Source organism: Natronolimnobius baerhuensis, assembly GCF_002177135.1.
Taxonomy (GTDB): Archaea; Halobacteriota; Halobacteria; order Halobacteriales; family Natrialbaceae; genus Natronolimnobius; species Natronolimnobius baerhuensis.
In genome coordinates, this window is sequence record NZ_MWPH01000005.1 from 18,575 (window position 1) to 38,160 (window position 19,586).

A 19,586-nucleotide genomic window follows, 5' to 3' on the forward strand; every position below is an offset into this window, starting at 1 on the left:
ACAGATATTTCTGAGTTCACTATCTGGGTCCTATACCGTACTTCTCACGGATTATATCGAATTGCAGGGCAAAACCGAGACAGCAGAATGTCAGCGGGGTGGTAGTGCCTCTGACGATTATGGTTTGTAGTAGGACCGAGAAAAGCATACCGAGTGTGGTCTTCCTTAAGTCCTTCTGGATACAAAGCAGAGCTATGACAGAAGCCGTTCTTCGATATATTTCATCTAAGAACTCCTCATAGACTTAGGGACGCTTCAAATTTTCAGCCGCAGTATCTACTATTGTCAACAACCCCCACCTCAAGGGTCGGGGTTCTCGTCCTGTACCGCCTATAGAAACCGAACGGTCATATAGTGGCGACCGAACCTCACAAGCAATGAAACGGCTTCTCCTAATCGCTCTCGTCGCAGCACTGCTCATCCTCGCGGGTTGTACTGAGACTGGAACAGAGACTGATGACCCGACAGTCGAAGCAGATGATGCCCTCGAGAATGCCGACGAAACTGGTTCTGAAGACGAGACAACAACCGATGGAGACGAAGCCGATCCAGAGGAGACCGACGAAAGCGAAGCGGATGAACCCGGCTCAGACACTGACCCTGATGTCGACGGTGATCTCGAGATTCATCACATCGATGTCGGCCAGGCCGATGCCACGCTTCTGATCGGCCCCGCCGGTGAGACGATGCTCATCGATTCCGGCGATTGGCGTCAAGGAGGCTCCGGTGTGATCGAGTATCTCGAGGACCAAGATGTCGACCGAATCGATCATCTCGTTGCAACACATGGCCATGCCGACCACATCGGCGGGCACGACGAAATCATCGCACACTACGAAACCGAACACGATGGAATTGGCGTAGCCTATGACTCCGGCGTCGCACACACGAGCCAGACGTACGAGCGATATCTCGACGCCGTCGAAGAGTACGATGTTGAACTCCTGGTTGTCGAAGACGGTGACCACTTTGAGTTTGGTGATGCAGACGTCGACGTCCTCAACCCACCAGAAGGTGACTCGGATTCAGATCTGCACTACAACAGTGTCGCATTCACCATTAAATTTGGTGAGTTCTCCTATCTCACTACGGGTGATGCAGAAGCCGACGCAGAGCAACGAATGATCGACGCACACAGTGATGGCCTCGAGGCAGATGCATATCAGGCTGGCCACCACGGTTCGACGACGTCCTCAACAACGCCGTTCATGAACCACGTAACTCCAGACGTGGCGATCATCTCGAGTGCATACGACTCCCAGTACGGCCATCCACATGACGAGGTCCTCAAGGACTTTGCTGACCGCGGAATCGAGACCTACTGGACCGCCGTCCACGGCGATATTGTGCTCACGACTAACGGGAACGACGTTGCCCTCGAGTCAAAACACGAGTTCTCGACTGATGCGACGGATCTCCTCGAGGAGAAACCAGCTGATGACGATACACAAGCGTCGCTCACCCACCCGATTGACGTGGTTACAGCACCACTAGTCGGCTAATGACCGAGACCTACATTGCGACGCTTGACCGGATCGTCGACGGACAAACAGCAGTGCTCTTACTCGAGGAGAACGGCAAGACCGTCGATCAACTAGACGTCGACGTAACGAAGCTGCCACCAGAGGCTCAGCACGAGGGGGCCGTTCTCGAGATTGCTGTTGAAGCAGGCGAGTTCTGTGACGCCGAATATCGTCCTGATGCTACACAGTCTCGCAAAGAGTCTGCACAGGAACGGCTTGATCGTCTGTCGACGAAGTTATCAGATCGGGACAGATAGCCTCACCTGGATCTGTTGAAATCCTCAAGTCGTGATCAGTTTCGCGCGTCGTGCTGCATACAGAGGATGGATGTTGCGCCGAACGCTCTGTTCAGAGAGCTGTTCCCTTGCGGGACGGAACGGAGTCGACGACTTCCTTTTCTCCCCCGATGGAACCGATCTCCTTTCAGTCCGTGCTGTCACTCTACATCTTTGAGACCCGTAGGCGAACAGAACCCGCAGCAGCTTTGTGGACGATTTCGGCGCGTCAACAACCACCATTACGCGATGTCCCACTCGCTTCAAGAACAACGACAGACAGTTCACAAGGACTGGAGAGAGATCCGATTCTCGAACACTTCGTCAGTCAGCTCTCGGACCTTTTCGTGGGTCTCTTCCTCGCTTGTCTCCATCCCGAATTCGTCCTCGAGTGCGTCGAATCGTAGCGTCTCCAGAATGTCCAGTAGCAGTTCGACACGTCTGTCTTTCATGGTCGCGTGCGTCCATAGGGAGTTGAACTCCTCTTTTAGATCCTCGTCTATCTTCGTTCTCTGTGTCGCATCGTTGTGTTTCGCTTCGTATTGTGCACGCAGATTCTCAAGTTCGTCACGGTCGGTCGGCCCCTCGTCTGGCGTAAAATACCGATTCGGATGGATGCTCGTGAACTCGTCGACGTGATTGTAGTATTGAGGGAGTTTCTGCGAAAGTGGGCGATTACTCGCTCGGATGTTGTCACCTTCGCCGAGGAGCAAGAAGTTCCCAAGATCATCGATGAATCGCTGTTTGATGTACTCCTCGATTTTTGCCCGGTCTTTCTCTTCGTTCTCCTTCAGGTCCGCCTCTGATTCCGTTCGCTTGCGGTGTTCAAGTTCCAAGTAGCGATCAACCGCCTCGACAAGGTCCTCTTCCGTACTCTCGGGAGGGAAGAACTTCGGAAGCCAGACGGGCTCGGTACTATCAGTCACGGGTGTCTGTGGCAACACGTGCTCGATATGTATACCACTCATATCGAGGGTCCGTTCGAGATTCCCGCCACTATTCCGGTAGTGTTCATGAGTTATCCGACCGAAGAGGAGTTTCGTAGATCTCGTGTTCCAGTCCTGAGCCTGTGTAGCAAGATTGATGAACCGATCACCGAATAGTGACGCAGCCTCAGAACGAGTATGGTCGATCAGATACTCGATGAGTGTCCTATCAAGTTCATTCTCCAGCCCGGTGTCGCCCAGTGGTGAGAGCTCGAATTCATCGACAGCCTCTATGAAGATATTACTGAAGATATTGGGATTCTCGGAGACCAGGAGACGCCGGAAATTGAGTTTCTCGATAGCATCGAGGACGTTGTACAGGGTAGCAGCGTCAGCCTCCGAGTTCGCATCTGCATGGAAGTACAGCGCTAACACCAGCGGCCGCCACTGATCCATACCTTGTACGTTCAGCCGGATGAGTATCTCCTGGATCTCTTGTTTATGCGCCGCGAGCTGCAGGTCGCCTCGGTCGAGATCGGGGTCTGTGATCTGTTTGTAATATCCAACCAACTCATCTGCCCTGCTAATGAACTCTTTTGCGTCCTCCGGATCCTCTAGGCGGGGTGTAGCTTTACCATCGAGTTTGCGGGTATCGAAGGCATTCGTGAGTTCGTCGCTGGCGTCGCCAATCGTATCGACATCAGCGTCCACCGTTGTCAGGTACACCGACAGGTAATCGTCGATCCGCCCGTCATCGCCGCCGAACTCCGAAACGATCGATTCCCACTTCCTGATGTAATTGTCTCCATCCTCAGGATCGTAGAACGCGTTGACGACTGCGGCCCGGATCCGGTCGATCTTCGTGAGTTCGACGCCCCTATCGTTCAAAATCTCGAAGATCTGCATCCGGAAATCAGCTTCCGCCTGTCGTATCACATACTCACCGACATGAAACGCATGCTGGAGGTATCGGCTTACGTTGAGCAGCGCTCGTACCATGTCATCGGTCGTATCCGCTCGGTCAACTATCGTCTTGATCTTCTTATGATAGAACTCGTAGGCACTCAGGAGCTTCTCGTGGGAATCATACAATCGGAAGAATCGGTTCGATGGAAGCGAATCCGCGACGTCTAGCTCGCCCAACTCATCGGTGGTGATGCCGAACCGCTCTCTGCATCTGGAGATACGAATTGCGTTGCTATTGTTGCCGTGGATATCGAATTCAAGATCGGAGGTCAGGTAGTCGATCTGTGCTTCCGTCCCCTGGATAAGGGCGTCGAAGAACTCCGCGTCGTGTTTATTCAACGTCAGTCTCGGTTCGCGCTGTCCATAATCCCCGACAACGTACAATAGTTCCTCGATCGTGTTCCGCTCCCATTCCCAGAGGTCTGCCAGTTCATCCTCTTCGATGGCAGCTTTCTCTATCTCTTGGAGATGTTCTAGGATCACCCGCAGGAGGATGTGTGTCGTGGTGAGTCGTTGTTGACCGTCAATGACGTCGTAGACTTCGCTGTCGGCGTCAACTGCGAAGTACATCGTACTGAAGAACACGTCCGAGACGTTCTCCTCGTCGGTGATGAGATCGGCATTCACGAACTGCCGGATATCGTCCCAGAACTGCCGATGTTGGTGTTCCGTCCAAGAGTACGAGCGCTGGTATTCTGGGATGTTGAACTCCTGATCTTTGAGAATATGTTTGAGTGTCCGCTTCTGCATCTCGAAGTCGTTCTGCGCAGTCGTTTGCATCACCCGATCGTGGCTCACATCGTGTATCGAGAAATTACGCTTCTGTTCGTAATCGATGAACACGGAGTAGAGGTCATCCCCATCGCTGGACATGTGCATGGCAAATCCGGCTACGCAGATATTCTTATTGGAGTGTACATCGCATACTATTCGGTCTTGTCCTTGGAACGTACGCGCTGCGTATTCAGCACGCAGATCATACAAAATATTAATTAAATCAATGGATCTTCTCATCCCCTTCAAAACGCACTACTGAAGCACTGGTTGCCAGAGAGCGATTGACAGCCCCATATATCTAATCCATCCAACGTAAAAGCTGAACTTCATGCAACTCTGAATAGAAGCTATCCCCACGTATGCGTGTCTCCTATCAACATGCGAATGTTCACAGCGGCAACGAGTCGACGCTCCTGCGTTTTACTGCCGAGGATGGCACGCGTGCGTGTGTTCTCGTCGATGCTGGCGACAATGTCGACGTCGAATCCATGCTCGCCGACGACGAGTATCTGAACGCCATTTTGCTTACCCACGCCCACATCGACCACTACCGAACGCTGGCAAGAAACGTTCACCACAGCGCCCCAATTTACACATCACCAGCAACAGCATCAATCCTCGAGCAGGCACTCCCCGAAGCCCAGAAGGACAACGACCTTGGCGAAATTTCGGTGGCACTCGAGGCGCTCAACCCAATCAACGAGTGGACGTCGATCCTCCCCACGCTCGAGGTTCGACCGATCCCGGCCGGACACACGCCTGGTGCAGCTGGGTTCGTACTCAGATTTCGCGACGAGAACTCGAGTGATGACCCCTTTACTGGTGACCAATACCTCCTTGTCACCGGCGATTTCACGACGCGACCGTGTGCCGGGTATCCCGGACTCGAGACCACGTATCCGTTCGATATCGACTGTGTGTTGCTAAACGTCTCGAGCGACGACGAGTATACGACCGCTCTTAATGAGTCACTCGAGACAGTGCTCGAGCGTGCGTTTGCTGGATCACAGGTCGTGGTCGCGACGAGTTCGCTCACCGGCGTTCAGTATGCAACGATCCTCGCCCACGTTGCAACAGCACTCGAGCGCGAGTTGCCGATTACACTCGTCGGGCAGGCTGCCAAACTGTACAATGCACTCGAGTACGACGACCCAGGCGTTACGACCCACGAAGTGTTCGAACGACCTGATGAGGTGCTTGAAGACGGAGGCGTGACGATCACCGGTCCAGAGTCGCCGACGACTGGGAGTTCCCACCGACTGCTCGAGGCAATTGGCGACGACCCAGGGGCACTGTTCATCCAACTCGCGACAGACAACAACGACGGCGTCCCGAACACCCAGTGTACAACACAGTCGGTTCGACTGTCCAACCATCCGTCACTCGAGACGATTGATGACGTCGTCCGTTCACTTGCTCCAATCGAAGTCGTGATCAAGCACGCGAGAGGTGGTACACTCAATCGGTTTCAACGTCGCTTCGATCGGTGTTTCACCTGGGGAACAAACGACCAGGATGTCCACCGACTCTACGAAGATGGACGCTGGAATGCCCCAGGGTGGATCGCGGAGGAAACTGCAACTCGGATTCGAAGACGCCAGTGGGAAGCGCTACAGGAACACGCTCTCGAGGCTGATACCACACTGGATGTCACCCGACGCGAACCGATCACTCTCAAGGCCGAAGGCGTCGACCTCGACGCCCTCGAGGCGACGTTTGCCCGGACTGCGGTAGACCCATACGCGTCGACAGACTCCGCTGCTGTGGCATCTGACACTGAGACGCTTCCTACAGAAACGGACTCACTCGAAGAACAGTCGCTCGAGGCTGAACTCCTCGCTCGACTCGATGACATTGATGCGAAACTCGAGCAGTCCGAGGAGACCGTCAGAGCTCGTGTGCTGAGTGGCGGAGAGGGTGACCAATTTCTCCAACTGCTGGATCAGACGGAACTCGAGGCTGGGGCAATTATTGAGCTATCGATCAAATCAGCTTCACACAAAGAATAGATCGGAATTCTACTAGTTCTGTTAAACGATCCACTTGACTGCTTAGACACCACCCTCACGAAATCGAACGACGTCGATCTCAATTGGAAGGGTCTCGAAGTCGTCATCAGCACCAGCGATGAGTGTCCCATCCGTCTCGTGGGCGAGTGCAACGCCATGAGCGTCCGCAAAGGAGATGTGGCCATCTGCCTTTACCTCGGCCGTAGGTCGCCAGTCAGCCCGCTCTATCTGGATGCCCCATCGCTCGAGCGCAGTATTGAGGGTCACAATGACTTTCTCGTAAGCAAAGCAAACGGGAACCAGCGAGACGCAGGCTCACGTAGTCGTGGGATCCGAGCGGCCAAAGGATTTCACAAAACGCGTCTCAGTCGTCTTGCTGCGCGTTCAGCTCCCTCAGGAACCAGCCAGCCGTCGTTCCGATATGAACGCCGTCGACGTTGCGCATCTCGAGGCCACTTGTGGCGGTACGGAACGGATGGTGTTCAACGAGAATACGATGGATAACTGTGCGGGCGGGTTCCGTCCCGTATCTGTCGACGATGGCCGACATCGCCTCGTCGAAATGAGCATCTTGGTGATTCTCTCGAGGATTCTGCGCCCGCTCGAACACGAGGTCAATCACGTCGCTAACCGATGCGTGTTCGGGATTCCCTGTTCGTTCACGAACGTTGTAGAGGGCGTCGCTATCGGTCATACCTACTTATTGCGTGTCTTGTCCGTAGATTCCTTCGAAGATGGTTCGAGCCGGCGCTGTCGGCGGATTTCAGCACGAGCATCTTCAAGCGTCGCCAGACTATCGATGGCTGTGAGTTCATCGGTGATCTCGTCAATGAGGGCAGCTCGCTTGATGGCCACATCATCTCCCTCGGCCGTCTCGAGTGACTCAACTCGAATGTAGCGTTCTTCGCACCATCCACAGTTCCAACAATTCTGTGTGATCACGATTTGCTCATCTTCATCGGCCGCAAGAATAGCGCTGGCAACTGATGTCGAAAGCGGCCGGTCCGGTCCAGTCTCGAGCGTGACCGACCCACCACATGAAGGGCAGTCCATAACCGCATAAAAGGGCTCTCCTGTGTTGAAGACAAGGGTGCAATGAGACTTCCTCACAAACAAGGACCGAGATATGAACTACGCAGAAAACAAATCTTGTGCTCGCCGGTAAATCGGCGATTCTAGCCAGTCACGATTTTCTGCCAGTGTTTCGACCCTCCCCTTTGCCTCTTTTTCTGTGAGTCGGTTCCGTTTGACCAATGCTTTCAGCATAATCGGTGAAATCGCCACCTGTGCATCGGTCAGGTTCTGGAGTTCAGGTAACGCTCTGAGATCATCAGTAATCAAAAAATCCGCTGAAAGTTCTCGACAGAGGGTGACGCAACTGGCCTCGCCACTATCGACTCGAGACGTCTCGAGTGCTGGCTCCGAGGTGTCGTGAATAGTATACTCATGCTTCAATTCGAGAACAGACGTTGCTGCGCGACCGTGAACATCGTCATACTCTGCTGTCTCCACCAATTCCTCGAGTATTGTCTCGGTTGTCTGGACATCGTATTCCTCGAGAACCATCTCTACTGAGTCTGCTGTGGCTAAAGAGATGAACGCGCTTGTATCGATGACGATCATTCCTGACCCTGTCACTCGAGATCTGCAAGTTCGTCTGCTAGGTCATCTCCCTGTTCAAGAACAGCTTTCGAAGCCTGAACGGCTTCAGCATCTTGCCGACCGACGAACTCTTTCAGGGTTTCGAATCCAATTTTCTCATCAAGATAGAGTTCAATGAGTGCTTCATTAAACCGCTCGTCATCTTCAACCTCTTCGAAATACTGCTGTAGTGCCTTTTTGATGACTTCTGTACGGTTTGTATGTGTTATTTCAGCCGCAACATCGGCCTTCTCGAGTAGTTCCTCTGGAAGCCGAAAGTTGACTCGCGTTGTTCCCATTGGTCACTCACTCGTACATACGTTGTACCCACAGAATTATAATTCCTATCCCTACTTGCGACAGCGCCGCATACTACTGCGTCAAGAAAGACCTGGCAGGAAATCGACTCACAGAAATACAAGGAGGAAGCCCACGACTTCAGTCGTAGGTTACTGACTCATTCAATGTCACGTACTGTATTGACCTCGTTTTCCAGGTCTTCCATGTCTTGAAGCGAAGAAAGATCCATCTGATCGTGGACATCTGGAAACAGATGCTCGAAGAACGGATCATGCGTCCGACCAACAGTCAGCGCTGGTTCGAGCGCGTAGATAATCATCATGGCTTCGGTCTCACGAACGTCGATATCGGTTGCAACCATTCGTTGGGTCGTCTTTCCTGCGAAGTACAGCCCTGCACCCCGAAACGCAGCGATAAAATCTGCAGATCAATCAGTTGACTGACCCGCTGCGCGAATTGCGTCTGGATCGAAGTGATCAAATTGTGGAAAATCCTCTCCTCGAGCCTCTGAAAGTGCTTCTGCCCCGCTAACTTGTGAGTTGATTAAACTGTTCAGTTCTGCACCCCATTCTGGGGCAGGGGTCGAATTGATGTGCGCTACCCACTGGTCAATCGCGTCGAGCCGTCGCGCCAAACGATCAGGATCGATATGTCTGTCAGCCCGATCCGTTTTCTGATTGGCGTTTGAGCTCATGGAATTCACCTTCTACACCATACTTAGATACAATCTTGGGGATTGAGTGCACCCGCTTCTTGCAATTCCGAATCAAACGAAAGGAGATCAGCGTCATGGCCCTGTGCACAGGCAAGAATCGAGCAATCAAGGGGATACAAGAGAGTTTCACGCTGCAATCGATTGGCGTCCATCATATCGGATGCATCAGGAATTACAACTCGGACATCAGCGGTGATTTCGTCTTGAATTGCCTCAGCCTGCGATAACTCGAGGCGTTCCTTTTTGGTGAGGACTGATCGTAATTCCATGAGATTAAGCGTTGATGTGAGGAAGTCGTGGCCTCCATCAAGGAGATCAGCAGCTACCGCTCCACTATCTGGTTCGTCAGTCACTGCGGCGATGAATACGTTAGTATCGAGAAAGAGCTTCATGACCGTTCGCGCAGTTCACGGACCTCAGCGACCGAATCGACATCAAGTTCGCTGGCAAGTCCTCGAAGTCGTTCGCCGAGCGGCGGCCGGTCACCTTCCTCGTCTTCGTTGTCAGTGCGAGCAAATTCGTTTACGTCATCAGCGTAGACTCCCATACTCAACTAATTGCTTTCCGTCGGTAAAACAGTTCGGCACAAATGGAGCCAATACTCATGTTGTCTGCCGGCACTGTGAATCTTTAATTGATTAGTTACGCTTATTACTGAACTCTTCTCTCTTTTGGAAAGATACTGCCCAAGGGCACCTCTAGACTAAGTAAATGTGCAAAGTTATCTTGAAATCACTTCGTACTCGTACTCAATTTCGTCGAGACCACGAATCGCTGTGAGGTCAAGGTCACTATCTCGAACCTCTCGACAACGCCATTCATTGATTGGCCACCCAACATTGGCCAGCCGTTGGTTAGCTCTATCAAAAACCTCGACACCGCTGATTATGATCGAGCCCTCCTCCGGCTCGAAATCAGGATAATGATCAGTCACACGCACATCAATTGGTAAGGTAAAGTCGATGATTTCTATTGTTCCATCGAGTTCCGAGGGTTCGTCGTAGTAATCAGCTTCATAGCCTAAATGATGGGTGTGGACAGCAATCGATGCAACTTCGATATCATTTGTATCGATTATTGCTCTTGAACAATCCCATTGAATGAACTCAATACCGTTATCGATAACTGTTCGAGGTCTATCAAACTCGTCAGGATCTCGTTCTTGTGCTGTTCCCGTTGTAGACACAATTGTACTCGATGTTACTGCACTGACAGCGGCTAATACTCTTCGTCGTGATAAGGAATTATCCTCCATCATGTGGGTTGTTCCCATCTCTCTATCCAAATAACCATAGTCCACAGGTCATTGCAGGAGAATGTGAACAATCTCAGCGAGAAATGGTTTTCTTCATACGCTTCCAAATTGTGTCTCTATCATCAGTAGCTTCTTTGAAATTCGAAGACTGATCACAGTCCTCGAATTGTTCTGCACAATTCTCAAGAGACTCTCGAAGTGCTGTGTTCTCGTCTTCGAGTTCCTCGAGACGGGCGTTTTTCTGCTCGAGCGTCGCCTCGAGAGCAGACACACGCTCGCTCAAGAGTTGATTCTTCTCGGCGAGATAGGCTGCCCGCGCACCGTCAGTGCCGCTCACAGTCCGCTCAGTCGTCGATGTGGGTCCATCCTGGCTGTTGCCCTGTGCAGCCGTCGTCTGCCCTCCTCCAGTGCTTGTCTCGTTTCCACTCGAGGGATCGTAGACGTCCTCCGTACTCGCGATTGCTCGCTCGACTGTCTTCTCACCGTACGTTGAACCGTCGCTGTAATGGACCTCGTCCCACTTGTCTCGAAGCAGTCCCGACTGTCGGAACAGTTGATCGACTCGAGCAGCGTCACCACCCGTCCAGAACGCCAGCAAACAACACAGCGCCATATCGGCTTCCGACTGGCTGTCGTATCCAGCAGTCGAACCACGCCACAGTCGATCAAACTTCTCACCGTTCGATGCGTACCTCGCTTTCTCGAGGAGTTCCTCGTCCTCGAGTGCCAGTGATTGCTGACGGCTCTCAGTGACCGGTGGGTTAGCCTCGACAGTGTCAGCCCCATCACTGACCTCGGACACGATAAACTCCTCGTGAACCGCCTCGAGTGCCTCCTGTCGCTCGTTGATTGACATCGGCGTTCCTCTGACGTGGTCTGCGGTCACGGTAAAGAAGCGAGCGTGATCATACATCTCGAGCGTCCCATGTCGATTTCGCCCATCAGGAAGCTCACCCTCGAGGAGTACGTGATACCCCGTTCCCGACGGCGAGACCTCAGTGAACGAATCCAATTGGTCGATGATCGACGGCGCTGGCTCGAGTGGCTTGCCTGTCTCGGGATCGCGGCAGTCGTCTAGGTCCACACCGACCAACGGATCCGTCGCGGTGAAGACGAAGCCGATGCCATCAGCACCAGTCACCACGTACTCGAGTGCCTGCTCCAGCGTCGTCCACGTTCGGTCGTCGGTCGTCGACGCAAAGCTTCCAGTTGTTGGATCCACTGGCACCTTCGTTGTCTTTCCATCCCTGTCTTCTGCCCGCCAACAGATCCACTGTGGGCGTTCGGCTAGTTCGTCTGGGATCGCTTCGATGTCGAATTTATCTTCATTCTGATTATTCATATTTAGTCACCATCTGCATTGACTCTCCGGCTTTGACGGAGTCGAGAAAACCCTCGAGGCACCGAACTTTCTTACGTGATTTCGACTGCCCTGACCGACGGGGAAACCCCCTTCTATACTAGTCGGTTTTGTCCACGAATTTGCCTGGACATTCGACGCAGTCTTGCGGTTTTTCCCTGGACATCCCTGTCCAGGCATTTCCCCGGCCCCCAGAATGCCTGGACGGCACTGATTGTGGATGGAGAGTTCCCTATCTCTGGTAGGTACTATCATGGGTCAGTCGAGGAAGTCTCGCCCATAGGATGAGAGCATAATACCAGTATAGTGACGTACGCGCTCACCGTCCCGTGTCGGACGATATTCGTCATACGAAACATGCTCGCTCAGCTTCCGGCCAAACCAGGACTTCGCATACGTTTCATGGTCGTGCGTGCCTGCCCACGCTTCGTAGGCGGTGTAGAGATCATCCTTTGCAATTTCGGCACCTTCCTGTTGAAGAAGGCAGTCCTCGACGAAGGTCCCGAAATCGACATCTTGTGAGCCATCTAATGGACTCTGTTCGGGTTGCTCCGTCGAAGAAGCAGCAGTGGATTGCTCCCGGTCACTTTCTGAAAGAACAGGCAGGACAGATGTCTCAGACTGGTTTACTTCAGCAGGGCCGGGACAAGACTCAGCGGGTTGCGAGTTCATCACATCGACGAGAGAATCGAGAGGACGTCGCTGCCCATCACGGTAGATCTGCATGGAGTTACTGTCCCTCTCGAGGACGGCAATTACAGACGATTCGAGAGGCGCATCCGTTGTCGATGTGACTGTCTCAGGAACGAACGGCTCTCGGATCGACACCCACTCTTGTTCGAACGCAGATTTGCTGTCGTAGCGGTGGCGTTTGCTCGGTTCGTAGACAACGTACTCATCGGTGGCTCGATCATAGCTATACACGGCAGGCACATCGCTTCGTGAAAGCGACTCGAGTGACGAGACGGTCACAAATTCAGTACCTAGTCCATCGCTCAAACGATACTCACCCCTGTCCTGAGTCCACACAGAACGTCTCGAGTCACCAGTCGCCGGTCGAACTGCGGTCACACCATCTCGAACGTTTGCACCACCATCGAACGTGATGTGCGAATCAGTCGTGTATAACCGTACTTCCCCGGATTCGAGTTCGTTGACTGGCGATGTGAGGATATCCTCGAGACGGGCTGCAGTTTGCAGTTCATCGTCACCGCCCTCAGTAGTGGTAACGACGAACAATGGAACGTGATCAGCCTCTCGAGCCCGTTGGAAGTTTCGAAGGACTTTCACCGGTTTATCGACTGTCGTTGACTCAACCTCGATATCGAAGATCTGCTCACAGTCGGGATGAACCGCCCGGCCATCGGGTTTCTCGCTTCCATCCTGCGTGAATATCGTGACATCGAAATCCACCTGTGAGAGTTCTCGCTTGGTAGCGAACAACAACTCATCGTGCAGATCGCTTCCCGAGGACCGCACATCACCCGTATCCGGCTCAGTTACCGCTTCACCGTCGTCGGTCAATCGGACGACGATCTCCCCATCATCCTGATCAAGCGTGACCTCGAGCAATCGGGATCGGTCTCGGATTGCTCCAAGCTCTTCGATTGATGGTGGTGATGCATCGGCAGCCTCGTATCGTGTTCGAAGCGTCTGATCCACCGACTGCACAGGAACCCATCCGTTCGCCTCGCGAACGCCCTGTTGGTGTTGAATCGTTCGGACAGCGTTTGCGAGCGCAACGTCGAGATCGTCGGATCCTAACTCAAACGTTTCACGAACAGTAGACGGTGTTTGACTGGTTGGCGGTGAATCCGTCACCACACCGTACTCTGAATCTGCTCGCTCGTGAATTCGCTCGAGTGCGTTCTGAAACGCCTGCTCTTCAGCAGCGGTCAGCGGGGTATCGCTCTCGGGGTGGCCAAACGGAATCGGGAGTGGTGCCAGACTGAACGGCTCTGGACCAGTCTCGCCGAACGTTGGACTCGGTAGTCGAACAATCCATTCGCCACGTGGCAGTGACCGAATTCGATTGGCGAACTCGACGGGATCCATATCCTCATGGGCCATCACCTTCGCGATCTCGTTGTCGACGGCGATCTTGCCGATGATCGGACTGCCGACGTCGTTGAGAACATTTAGATAGACTTCGCGACCGCCCTTGACGTCGAGTTGCTCAGGGAACTGCAGTGAGAGGCCAACAGAGAGCCGGAAACTTCGTCCCTTCTCCAACAGCGTGTTCATTACGTCAGAGACAGCCAGACTCGAGGCCTCGTCGATGATCAGGTTGACCACGTAGTCGTCCGGCTTCTGTTGGATATCGTCACTACGCTCTCGCAGCGCGTTGTATAGCTCCGTCAGTATGACGCCGGTCATCGCCTTTGCAGATTCATCTCGAAGCCCGCCGAGGTCGAACAGGATCACGTTGCGATCATCGAGAACATCGCGGAAGTCGAACTGCGACTCGGTGTTGTTGAAGACTCGTCTCAGATGCTCGTCCTGTGAGATATAGTCGAGACGATTACTGACACCCCCCATTACAGTCGCGAACGTGTTTGGGTCGAGCTGTAGTTGGCGGTCGAGCCGTCGCTGGACCTGTGCATTGCTCGAGCGTGGTGCTGCATCATCCACGGGGTTCGGCGGGCCAGCATGCCAGAGTTGGTCGACAACGTACTCGAGTTGATCGTGAGCGAAGTAATCGACACTCTCGCGATAGCGGCCGTTCTCGCGGCCATACTCGTCGTCGTAGAGTGTCTTGATGAGGTATTTGATGAGCGTTGGCGCGACAACCGCTCGCTCGTAGCGCTCTTCACCCATCACCATCTTCAGAATCTCCTCGTAGTGATCCGCCTTGTTCTGGACTGCATCGACACGCCGAACCCCGTTCTCGAGTTGGCGCCCGATATTGAAGAACGCAAACCCGGGAAGGACCTCCGGAATCGGAAAGTGTAGGACGTTTTCGTCGAGATCGTCAACGCCGAATCGGTGGGCGTGGGCTCGCATGTAGTCCTCACAGAGTCCGTCGCCTTTCGCATCAATCAGAATAATCGGGCCGTCAGCCTGGTCGTAGAGTGAGAGCTTGTCGTTGGTCAGTGACTTCGATTTACCACCACCTGTCGTAGCCGCTCGAACGTAGTGCGTTGGAAGCAACGATGGGGGAATCCGAACCGGCTGTCTTTCCGGTTCACCATTCTCATCAATGGCATAGCCGATTGCCATACCCTCCCGGAACTCGTCCATGAGGTCCGGGTGCGGCCGTGGCAATGGATTCCGGGAGCGTTGCTCGGAGCGTGTCCCACGGCTCCCTTCGACAGTGAGGTCCTGTGAAGAGGGGACGACAGTAAGATTCGCGAGTTCATCGGCGTTCAATACGAGATCGGGACGGTGTTTCCCCCGTCCAGTTGAGAGTTCCGAATGAAGTACCTTGTTGAGAACTGCTCGAGCGCGTTTTCGTTTCGTTCTGGTCAGCATCCCCTTCGAGCGAATCCGCTGTCCCTCGAGTTCGTAGAACGGGCCATCTAAGGCGTTCAGTGATTGTGCGAGTTGGTCGAGTTGAGTCTCGATCTGCTTATCTAAATCTCCATCAGCAGTGGGCGGAATTGCAACTGCTCGAGCGTTCACGGAAAAGGTTCGTTTTGGATGCTTGGCCTCGATTCGGTTGATTCGATTTTGGGCTTCAGTTCCAAGGGTCGGCTCACGTTCGTCTGCATCGAGATCACCCGTCTCGAACAGGGGACCGATATAGCGCTGGCCGAACGTATCTCGTCCATCTCGAAGATCCTCAACGCGTAACTCTGCATCAGCTGTCCACTCGTCTTTGCGCTGCCAGACCACCTGGAACGCAACCGGGTACTCGAGTTCGGTGAGGTGATCAATCAGCGTCGCGAGTGGCGGTTGATCAGTATCGTACTCGGTTGGATCTGGATCTCGACCAGCAAATGATTTGATCGTCGTCATCCAGTCGCGCTTGCGCTGCGCCCGTCCGTGCCACTGAACGCCAATCGGCTCGACGTCCTCGAGTGGTGGCCGAGCGGAAACCGTCGCTGAGTCTGAAGACGACGCTTCTACCTCAAGAGACGAATCGGTGGTGACCGCGGAGTCATCGACTACGTCCTCGAGGATCGAACGACCACCGTCAGTTTGCTCATTCTCTCTATACTCATCTCGTTCATCAGCCAGTGGCGGATCCAGCAGTCTCCCGTCCTCGAGGCGTTCGTGATACTCGTCTTGTGTGTAGTCGACTGGCTGGACGAGCTTCTGCTCGAGACGTAACTCACTCCGTGTGATGTCGAATGTCTTCGGATAAATCGTTCTGAGTTGCTTCTCAAGTGTCTCGAGGTGTGCCGAGTGATCAATGCCGTAGTAGAACTCAACTGGGTCGTCTTCGCCTTCGCTGATGGCAAGAAATTCGAACGTCGGCGGGGCTGTATCAGTAAATGGATTGAGACGGTCAGACACGTTTCGAGCAGCAGGATTCGTGAGTTTATGCAAACTCTCGAGTGCGGCAGGAACCTCAGCAGTCCGCAGTTCCTCGGAGGTTGGCGTCACTCGGATGTACTCACTCATCCGTGTGGTCACCTCCGTCAATCCACGTTAGCACCTCATGATCCTCCACTTGTGCTTCTTTAGAATCGGTTTCCTCGTCTCGAGAGTCGTCTACAGAGCGTGTATCACTTCGATCAGGAACGCCGGGAAGATCGCCTCGAGACTGTTCTTTGGCGTCGAAATCGATCACAGCCTTCTCTTTCTCGAGTGCATGAACCTCGATCCCGCGCCAGTCGCCGTCAACGCCGACAAGGGCTTCCGAGTATCCGATGTCCTCACTCCCTGGAACGGCGTCTTGGACAAACCGCATTTGCGCCGAGTTCAAGCCGAATTCGTTCGCCCAGTGCTGGTCCATCCCATCGAGGTGGTGGAACTGCTTGATCGCACATTGATCTAAGATGGCCTCCGACTCGGCATGCTGGAAGAACTCGTCGACAGTCTGAGTGATCATCCGGATCGAAAGATCATGGTGGCGGTGGTGACGGAACACGATCTCGAGATACTCGAGACTGGCTGCATCCTGCATCAGATAGCGAGCCTCGTCAATGACGAACACGACCTCTTTGTCCGTCTCCTTTGCTCGCTCGTAGACTAACGTGATCAACAACTGCATGATGAGACTCGTGCTTCCACCGAGGCTGCCTTCCTGCTGAGCCAAATCCAGGTAAAAGACCTTCTCGTCGCGAAGATCGAACTCGGTCGGTCGCCCGAGGTTTTCGTAGCGACCATCCGCTGCAAAGGATCGCAACTGGTCAATCAGCCACGTCGCATCCGACTCGATCTTCTGTGTCTCCTCGTCAGTTCGGACGACGAAACCGTCCGGCTTGTCGACCATGTCCTCGAGGATATCGAGGACATCCTGCATTGTCGGACTCTCGTTTTCGTGGGTCGCAATATCGTCCGTAATACCCTTCGTAGCATATGCCTCTTCGATGGCCGTCTCGAGCGTTGTGCGTTTGTCGCCGAGTTGGATGCCACGAAGGGCAAAGTAGTTCGAGAGGAAGCTCATCACGCTGTCGAGCTTTTCGCGATACGGACTCGCGTCTTCGCCCATTGCTCGCTGGATACGTTCGGGCGTTGGCTTGATCTCGAGCGGGTTCAATCCCATATCACCGCCGACCGTAATTCGTGTGCCACCGAGTGCTTCGGCGACGCCGGCCCAGTTATTCAACGGCTCGAGGATGATCCCGATTCGGTCCTCACTTTGCTCAATCGACCGGATGAAATTCTGTTTTGCACCGAACGATTTTCCGGATCCAGGATCCCCAATCGTGAACATCGCATAGCCATTTTCTCGAGCAAATGGATCGATCACGACGGGGCTCTCGTTTTTCCAGTGAGTCCCAAACTCGACGCCGTCATCCTCGAGAATCGTCGCGTTGTGTGGCGAAGCAAGGAGTGCACCGACAGCCCCTCCGAGCGAGATTGCTTCGCGACCGAACGGGTTCGAACCGATTGGTGCAGCAGCCTGAAGGGCAAGATCCTGTGTACAGATCGCTGTTTTCGGTGAGAGGCCAGCAGGCTGTTCGCGAAGCCGACTCCGAATCGTCCGGACTGCCTCCCGAAGTTCGTCTTTTCGCTCTGCACGGACAGTGATGAACATTCCCTGATCGAACACACGGCTGCCGTTCTCGACCGCCTTGTACGTCGACACTGCCTCGTTCGCTCGCTCCTGGAGGTAGGCCCCACGAACGCTTTGCTCGAGATCAGCGTCGACCTGCAGGTCGTCAGCGACTCGCTGGAGTTCGTCTCGAGCTTTCTGCTGATTCTTCGGCGTAATGTGGACGGTTAGATCGAACTCGATATCGGTCAGTTCGAACAGTTCGTTCAGATAGCCGTCCTTCGGGTAGTCCGGATAATCCGCAATGTAGAGCGTCGACGTCCACTGCTCGCCGACCTGTGCAGCGCGTGTTTCCCACGTGATTGCCGACGGTGCAACGGCGCTTTTGTGACGTTCCGGAATCTCCTCGAGGATCGTCTCTTCGACAGCGCCCTCCTCGAGCGTGTCTTCGTCGAGGAACTCCGAAAGGTCCACTTCCGTTTCCTCGTGTGTCCGAGCCTGGTAGATCTTCACGCCAACACCGAGAAGGACAGCAAATACGACAACGCCGGCAACGATGTGCGGCGTCTCGAGTCCAGCCAGATACTGCTCGAGAGCGGAGACAGCAAAGATAGTGCTACTCATCGCTTTCCCTCCGCTGGCGGCCAACGGCTGACTGTTCGCGAACCGCGTCAGCAGCGTCGTCGTAGGTGTGCTCTTCGCCGTTCCAGAAGTCCATCGCGAGCACGAACAACTCGACTGTACTCAATCGACGAGCTGACCATCCCGGCGCTTTTTGGACTAATTCCGTCTGAACGGCTCGACAGCGTCGATCAAGCTTATCGAACATCCGTGATCGGACTTCGATGTCCGCTAAGTCCTCACGGCGGGTGACGAATGGGTTGAACAGAAAGCCGATCACCGGCAGCGACGTGAGTTTCTCAGCAGGCGATTGTTCGTCACGGTAGCGACTGTAGACCTCGAGCGGGTTGACCTGGACGCCAATATAGTAGCGAATCTGTTGGGCCTCGTCGAGGTCTCGAGGGCGCTGTTCACGATACTCCGCGAGTAGCTCCTCGAACACCGGGTTATCAGAAACGTCGTCGTCCTCGAGTCGCTCGTCGATCTGTGTGATGAGTTCCTCTACTGGAAAGGTTCGAGTCGTCGTGTAAAACTTCAGGTTGTAATCGAGTTCCTTGTTCGCAAACTCGCTGGCGACGTCTTGGACGTGAGCCCAGTCACCGCTCATTGCGAAATCCATGTTCCCCGGATCGACCTGGAGAAACGCTTCCATCGTGCCATCCGTTCGCTGGACGGTTCTAGCACCTGGCCACGCTCGCTCGATATTAGTCAGATCTTGCGTTCGCTCATCCGGTGCAAATGGCGTGTAGTTGATCAACCCGCCTTCGTTCCGGGCGGTATTCGAGTGGGTGTGAGCATGTTCGTCTTTCGCTGAAACGCTGTAGGTCACTCGAGGGCGTTTGCAATAGTGACGATAGACATCGGTGAGCCACGTTGCAGCGGACAGGTGTGACGGACTTGCATAGACGGCTGCAACGCCGAGCGCAAGGCCAACAAGAACCAGCGGAAAGACAAGCGCATCCACACCGCTGAAGCCACCGATAAGTAAGCCGCCGATCGGGAACCCAAGGAGTACGTAAACGTCTCCCTCGTCAACGTTGACGATTGGGACACGGTTCTCTTCGCCCAGTTCATCCATAATTCGTCGGGAAGCAGCGTCTTGATCAGCCATG

At 54.0% G+C, this 19,586-nt stretch carries 17 protein-coding genes and 1 pseudogene; 3 read left to right on the forward strand and 15 right to left on the reverse strand.

Annotated elements, in window-relative coordinates:
• The first annotated feature begins 377 nt into the window (after positions 1 to 377).
• A complete protein-coding gene (locus B2G88_RS17965; RefSeq protein WP_087715577.1) occupies positions 378 to 1,502 on the forward strand; it encodes a ComEC/Rec2 family competence protein in 1,125 nt (374 codons plus the stop codon).
• Complete coding sequence (locus B2G88_RS17970; protein ID WP_054862009.1) at positions 1,502 to 1,780, forward strand: DUF3006 domain-containing protein; 279 nt, start codon at positions 1,502 to 1,504, stop codon at positions 1,778 to 1,780. The genes B2G88_RS17965 and B2G88_RS17970 overlap by 1 nt, the downstream gene beginning before the upstream one ends.
• Before the next feature lie 302 nt (positions 1,781 to 2,082).
• Here the strand turns inward: B2G88_RS17970 and B2G88_RS17975 are convergent, their stop codons facing one another.
• Complete coding sequence (locus B2G88_RS17975) at positions 2,083 to 4,563, reverse strand: DUF262 domain-containing protein (protein ID WP_176393288.1); 2,481 nt, start codon at positions 4,561 to 4,563, stop codon at positions 2,083 to 2,085.
• Positions 4,564 to 4,826: 263 nt separating this feature from the next.
• Between B2G88_RS17975 and B2G88_RS17980 the strand changes: the two genes are divergently transcribed.
• Positions 4,827 to 6,476, forward strand: coding sequence for an MBL fold metallo-hydrolase (locus B2G88_RS17980; protein ID WP_087715579.1), 1,650 nt, complete (start codon positions 4,827 to 4,829; stop codon positions 6,474 to 6,476).
• Positions 6,477 to 6,518: 42 nt separating this feature from the next.
• Here B2G88_RS17980 and B2G88_RS17985 read toward each other — a convergent pair whose 3' ends face one another.
• The 14 genes and pseudogenes from B2G88_RS17985 to B2G88_RS18040 form a co-directional block, all read right to left on the reverse strand.
• Positions 6,519 to 6,743 carry a PIN domain-containing protein gene (locus B2G88_RS17985; RefSeq protein ID WP_245835444.1) on the reverse strand — a complete coding sequence of 75 codons (225 nt, stop codon included), beginning with the start codon at positions 6,741 to 6,743 and terminating at the stop codon, positions 6,519 to 6,521.
• 97 nt (positions 6,744 to 6,840) lie between these two features.
• Positions 6,841 to 7,170, reverse strand: coding sequence for a hypothetical protein (locus tag B2G88_RS17990; RefSeq protein ID WP_054862004.1), 330 nt, complete (start codon positions 7,168 to 7,170; stop codon positions 6,841 to 6,843).
• Between the two features lie 2 nt (positions 7,171 to 7,172).
• Positions 7,173 to 7,529, reverse strand: a complete 357-nt coding sequence (locus tag B2G88_RS17995) for a hypothetical protein (RefSeq protein WP_054862003.1) — start codon at positions 7,527 to 7,529, stop codon at positions 7,173 to 7,175.
• Between the two features lie 78 nt (positions 7,530 to 7,607).
• A complete protein-coding gene (locus tag B2G88_RS18000; protein WP_087715580.1) occupies positions 7,608 to 8,099 on the reverse strand; it encodes a hypothetical protein in 492 nt (163 codons plus the stop codon).
• Positions 8,100 to 8,110: 11 nt separating this feature from the next.
• Positions 8,111 to 8,416, reverse strand: coding sequence for a ribbon-helix-helix domain-containing protein (locus tag B2G88_RS18005; protein ID WP_054862002.1), 306 nt, complete (start codon positions 8,414 to 8,416; stop codon positions 8,111 to 8,113).
• Positions 8,417 to 8,574: 158 nt separating this feature from the next.
• A pseudogene (locus tag B2G88_RS18010) lies at positions 8,575 to 8,832 on the reverse strand (DUF7437 domain-containing protein); the annotation flags it as partial.
• 12 nt (positions 8,833 to 8,844) lie between these two features.
• Positions 8,845 to 9,111 (reverse strand): hypothetical protein, encoded by a 267-nt coding sequence (locus B2G88_RS19265; RefSeq protein ID WP_140408906.1) that lies wholly within the window; start codon positions 9,109 to 9,111, stop codon positions 8,845 to 8,847.
• 23 nt (positions 9,112 to 9,134) lie between these two features.
• Entirely contained in the window at positions 9,135 to 9,524 is a 390-nt protein-coding gene (locus tag B2G88_RS18015) for a type II toxin-antitoxin system VapC family toxin (protein WP_054862000.1), read from the reverse strand.
• Entirely contained in the window at positions 9,521 to 9,679 is a 159-nt protein-coding gene (locus B2G88_RS19755; RefSeq protein WP_176393289.1) for a hypothetical protein, read from the reverse strand. Before B2G88_RS19755 ends, B2G88_RS18015 begins: the two co-directional genes overlap by 4 nt.
• Before the next feature lie 174 nt (positions 9,680 to 9,853).
• Entirely contained in the window at positions 9,854 to 10,390 is a 537-nt protein-coding gene (locus B2G88_RS18020; RefSeq protein ID WP_140408907.1) for a hypothetical protein, read from the reverse strand.
• A gap of 70 nt (positions 10,391 to 10,460) precedes the next feature.
• Positions 10,461 to 11,729 carry a phage NrS-1 polymerase family protein gene (locus B2G88_RS18025; protein WP_087715581.1) on the reverse strand — a complete coding sequence of 423 codons (1,269 nt, stop codon included), beginning with the start codon at positions 11,727 to 11,729 and terminating at the stop codon, positions 10,461 to 10,463.
• Positions 11,730 to 12,005: 276 nt separating this feature from the next.
• Positions 12,006 to 16,313, reverse strand: a complete 4,308-nt coding sequence (locus B2G88_RS18030; protein ID WP_087715582.1) for a primase-like DNA-binding domain-containing protein — start codon at positions 16,311 to 16,313, stop codon at positions 12,006 to 12,008.
• A complete protein-coding gene (locus B2G88_RS18035; RefSeq protein ID WP_087715583.1) occupies positions 16,306 to 18,477 on the reverse strand; it encodes a VirB4 family type IV secretion system protein in 2,172 nt (723 codons plus the stop codon). Before B2G88_RS18035 ends, B2G88_RS18030 begins: the two co-directional genes overlap by 8 nt.
• The gene (locus B2G88_RS18040; protein ID WP_087715584.1) at positions 18,470 to 19,585 is read right to left on the reverse strand and encodes a hypothetical protein; all 1,116 of its coding nucleotides are present in this window, start codon (positions 19,583 to 19,585) and stop codon (positions 18,470 to 18,472) included. Before B2G88_RS18040 ends, B2G88_RS18035 begins: the two co-directional genes overlap by 8 nt.
• Between the last annotated feature and the right edge of the window lies 1 nt (position 19,586).